This is a genomic window from Sandarakinorhabdus sp. (assembly GCF_040398645.1).
Taxonomy (GTDB): domain Bacteria; phylum Pseudomonadota; class Alphaproteobacteria; order Sphingomonadales; family Sphingomonadaceae; genus Sandarakinorhabdus.
The window spans coordinates 10,473-14,734 of record NZ_JBBATR010000040.1 but is presented as its reverse complement, the minus strand read 5'-3'; the positions used below and the strand labels follow the sequence as shown (position 1 = coordinate 14,734).

The window sequence follows — 4,262 nt, the reverse complement described above, 5'->3', positions numbered from 1 at the left end:
GGACCAAATGAGCCCAGCCCCCGCCCCGCAAGCGCCCGACGCCCCGCAAGCGCCCGACGCCCCGCAAGCGCCCGACGCCCCGCAAGCGCCCGACGCCCCGCCAGCCCCCGACGCCCCGAAATCCCCTGTCACACGGCTTTCGACCGAGGCCCTGGTTGGCGCCGTCATCGACGCGTCGTTGGACGCCGTCGTCATCGCCGACAGCAACGGCGATATCTTGCGGGTCAATCCGGCGGCCGAGGCGATTTTCGGGCATGCGCGCGGCTCGATGATCGGGCGGTCGATCGGTGATGCCATCGTGCCGGTGCACATGCGCGCCGCCCATGCGCGCGGCATGGCCCACCATGCCGCCACCGGCAAGCGCAAGGTCATCGGCCGCCGTGTCGAGCTGGAAGCGCTGCACGGCGACGGCCATCATTTTCCGGTCGAAATCCAGATCGAGGCGATCGGCCAGGGCGAACAGCGCGTTTACGCAGCGTTTGTGCGCGACCTGACCGAACGCCGCGCCATCGAAGCCGAGGTGGCCCGCCAACGCGAGCTGATACACCAGCAGGAAAAACATACGGCGCTGGGCGCGCTGCTCGGCGGGGTTGCCCATGAACTCAACAATCCGCTCGCCGTGGTCATCGGTCGGGCCGCCATCCTGCAAGAGGCGCTGGCTGGCAGTGCCGAGGCCAAGTCCATCGGCAAGCTGCGCGAAGCCGCCGATCGCTGCAGCCGGATCGTGCGCACCTTTCTGGCAATGGCGCGCGATACGCGGCCGCGCCCGGGGCGAGTCAATCTTAATGAATTGTTGGCCGGTGCGCTGGAGTTCGCCGGCTACAACCTGCGCGAGGCCGGCATCGTGGTGACGACCCGCTTCGATCCCGACCTCGGTCTGATCGCCGGTGATCATGACCAGTTGGTGCAGGCCTTTGTCGGCCTCATCCTCAACGCCCAGCAGGCGCTCGACCGGCACGACGGGCCCCGCACGCTGCATGTCAGCACGTTGCACGGCGCAGCGGTTGAAATCCGCATCGAAGACAGTGGCAAGGGCATCGATGCCGAATTGCGCCGCCGGGTGTTCGAACCCTTTTTCACCACCAAGGCGTTTGGCGAAGCCGGCGGCAACGGGCTGGCGGTTGCCCGCGGCGTGTTTGAAAGCCATGGTGGCACAATCGCAATCGACGAAACGATGGCCAGCGGCTGTGCCATCGTCGTGCGACTGCCAGCAGGAGAGCGGCCGTGAACACGCGCGCGCGGATCGTGGTGTGCGATGATGATGTCGATGTGCGCGACCTGCTGATCGATCTGCTCGGCAAAGATGGCTATGACGTCGTCGCCGCCGAGGACGGCATCGCGTTGCGCAAACTCGTGCCGCGGTTTCGCCCTGATATCGTGATTTGCGATCTGATGATGCCCGGCGAAGACGGCCTGTCGCTGGTGCGCTGGCTTCGCGGCGAAGGCCATGCCGCCGTGCTGATGCTGACCGCGATGGGATCCACCACCGATCGTATCGTCGGGCTGGAAATGGGCGCCGACGATTATCTGGCCAAACCGTTCGAGCCTGGCGAATTGCGCGCCCGCCTGAAGGCCATTTTGCGCCGCACCATGTCGGCCAATCTGGCCAGCGGCCGCCCGGCCGCGCGCATCAAGGTCGGCCGCTGCGTGGTCGATACCGAGATGAAGGCGATGTTCGACGAAGCCGGCGAGCGCGTCGAACTGACAGCGATGGAATATGATCTGCTCCACACCTTCATCACCCACGCCCGCCGGCCATTGACGCGCGATCAGTTGCTCGAATTCGCGCACCACAAGAAATGGGACCCGTTTGATCGCAGCATCGACATGCGCATCGCCCGGCTGCGCAAGAAGATCGAGTTCGACCCCGCCAAGCCCTCGGTACTGAAAACCGTGCGCGGCGAAGGCTATATGCTCGTTCCCGACGGCGAATGATCTGGCACACACCATTGTAACAGCGTCGTTACACGGGCGTTACCATTGAGACATTTCGGCCTGCCAATCGGCACATACCGGTTACGCGATCGCTCTAGAAACTGTTCATCGGCACTGAGGCCGAGACCAGCCAAAGGAACGCAAAATGACCAACGACACTACCAAGCAGAACACGGCTCCCCAGGAAATCGACGCCGCAGCGCTCGACCAGGTGGTCGGTGCCGGCGCCAGGGTCCCCAACGAGCGCAATCAGGAGCAGGCCGACAAGCTGGTGGGCGAACAGTTCAACAAGAAGTAAGCGCGCCGCGCTGTTTCGAACCACAATATTTCACACGGGAGAATGTCATGACCGACAAGACCAATTCCCAGAACACGCCTGCTCCGCAGGAAATCGATCCCGCCGCTCTGGACCAGGTGGTCGGTGCCGGCGTCGTTGTGCACGAGGCCCGCCAGAATGAACAGAATGACAAGCTGAGGATGGAAGAGAGTCAGAAGCGTTCGATCGCATAACCCGTTTCGGGCCGGATGCAGGCGCGTGCGGCGGGATGCCAGGCTTCCCGCGCGCCGCGTCTGCTCCGGTTCCGACAGCCATCTGATCAGTTATGAAAGTACCGATCGCCATGAGCGCCAGTCAGCCGCCGCTTGAACAGATCAGCCAGCGCCCGCGCGCTTACGTTGCCGATGGCTTCATCTCGGCGGCCGAGATTGCTGACGTGCTGGCCCGTTATGACGGGGACCAAGCCCGCGAGAGCCTTGGCATCGAATGGGGCAGCGGCATCGCTGGCATCTCGGGCGAACTGCCGGTGGCGCGCGATGCGCTGCTCGGCGCACTTGCCGCACGGATTGAGGCGGCGCTGGGCTTTGGCAACACACTGCCCGGCGCCAGCTTTCGCTTCCGCCGCTATGCGCTCGGCGATTTCCACCCCGCGCATGTCGATTGCTATGCGATCGCCGGCCATCATCTGGTGGCAACGGCACTGATCTACCTGACCGATGCTGAAGACGGCGGCGAAACCCTGTTTCCCGACGCGGCCGGCGGGCCATTGGCGATTGCCGCGCGCCGGGGCCGGATGGCCTTGTGGTTCAACTACACGCCTGATGGCGAGATCGACCCGTTCTCACGCCACCAGTCCGAAGCGCTGGTGGCCGGTGAAAAGGCCACGCTGGCCTATTTCGTCTACGCGCCATTGTTCTGCGCGGCCATCGAGCCCGCCACGGCCCGCATGCTGGAACCGGCGTGAGATGCGCCTGATCCTTATCGCCGCACCGGGGAAGCGGGAAACCGACCGGATGATCGAAGCCGCCTGCGCCGCGCGCGGGCTGCCATGCGTCAAGATCGTTCCCGGCGCCGCTGGTGGCCTCGATCTCGGCCCGCCCAGCGAACGCCGCCTGTTTTACTGCACCGGCGTCAGCCTGGCCTGCATCACAATCGAACAGATGCTGTTTCGCGCCGGCGACTCTGCGCTGCATGATCCGTTTTTTCACTACGCCAACCAGCCGCTGATCTTTCAGCGCGCCGGTCTGCCGCGTCCCGCCACCGTCTATGTGCCCGATCCCGATGCCGCAGCGCTCGCCCGGCAGGTCGCGGGGCTGGGTGGCTGGCCGGTGGTAATGAAGCTGCCGGGCACCGAAGGCGGCCAGGGTGTCAGCCTTGTCCATGATCTCGAATCGCTGCAGGCTGCGCTGGCCGTAGTGCGCAGCTCAGTGACGCTGGAGGCATATTTCGCCCATGTGCGCTGCTGGCGGGTGACCGTGTTGAACGGGGCAGTGCTCGCCGCAACCGCGCGCGTCGCCGGCGCCGGTGATTTTCGCAGCAATGGCCCCGGCAGCGGGCCGGTGGATTGCGACACGCCGCCCCCCGGGTTGGCCGAGATCGCCATCCGCGCCGCCCAGGTACTGAAGCTCGAATTCGGCGGCGCCGACATCATGGAGGCCGCCGACGGCAGCTTGCGCATCGCCGAGTTCAACTCGCCCTGTTATTTCGCCGAGCAGCAGGAACTGACCGGCATCGACATCGCCGGGGCCATTGTCGACCGGCTGATCGAAATGGGGCCGCACCCCACTGCTGCCCGTTGGTGAGGGCTTTGTTACAGCGCTGTTACGCCGTTGTTACCATTGAGGCATTTTTCACGGCCAGACGCGATATCGCCGTTACGCAGCACCCCTAAAACCTCTTCATCGGCGCTGGCCAAGCCAGTCAAACCGGATGAACCAACGGGGCAAGGAACCGGCGGCTGATCCCCTGCTGATCGTGAAACGCATGCCAACCCCGGGGCCGTCGAGGACGCCCCAACCAACCAGGAGAAGACCCATGACCGTGACCAACA

6 protein-coding genes are annotated in these 4,262 nt (G+C 64.9%); all 6 read left to right on the top strand.

All coding sequences use genetic code 11. From position 1 onward, the window contains the following. Positions 1 to 1,228 (top strand): two-component system sensor histidine kinase NtrB (locus ABWP50_RS09715; RefSeq protein WP_353217798.1); only part of this gene is annotated, 1,228 nt, incomplete at its 5' end. Further along, positions 1,225 to 1,935 (top strand): response regulator, encoded by a 711-nt coding sequence (locus ABWP50_RS09710; protein WP_353217797.1) that lies wholly within the window; start codon positions 1,225 to 1,227, stop codon positions 1,933 to 1,935. The genes ABWP50_RS09715 and ABWP50_RS09710, both read left to right, overlap by 4 nt. Positions 1,936 to 2,080: 145 nt before the next feature. After that, complete coding sequence (locus ABWP50_RS09705; RefSeq protein WP_353217796.1) at positions 2,081 to 2,233, top strand: hypothetical protein; 153 nt, start codon at positions 2,081 to 2,083, stop codon at positions 2,231 to 2,233. 47 nt (positions 2,234 to 2,280) lie between these two features. Further along, positions 2,281 to 2,445, top strand: a complete 165-nt coding sequence (locus ABWP50_RS09700) for a hypothetical protein (protein ID WP_353217795.1) — start codon at positions 2,281 to 2,283, stop codon at positions 2,443 to 2,445. Between the two features lie 110 nt (positions 2,446 to 2,555). Next, a complete protein-coding gene (locus tag ABWP50_RS09695; protein WP_353217794.1) occupies positions 2,556 to 3,176 on the top strand; it encodes a 2OG-Fe(II) oxygenase in 621 nt (206 codons plus the stop codon). A 1-nt stretch (position 3,177) separates the two neighbouring features. Then, positions 3,178 to 4,014 (top strand): ATP-grasp domain-containing protein, encoded by an 837-nt coding sequence (locus ABWP50_RS09690; protein WP_353217793.1) that lies wholly within the window; start codon positions 3,178 to 3,180, stop codon positions 4,012 to 4,014. Positions 4,015 to 4,262: the final 248 nt, after the last annotated feature.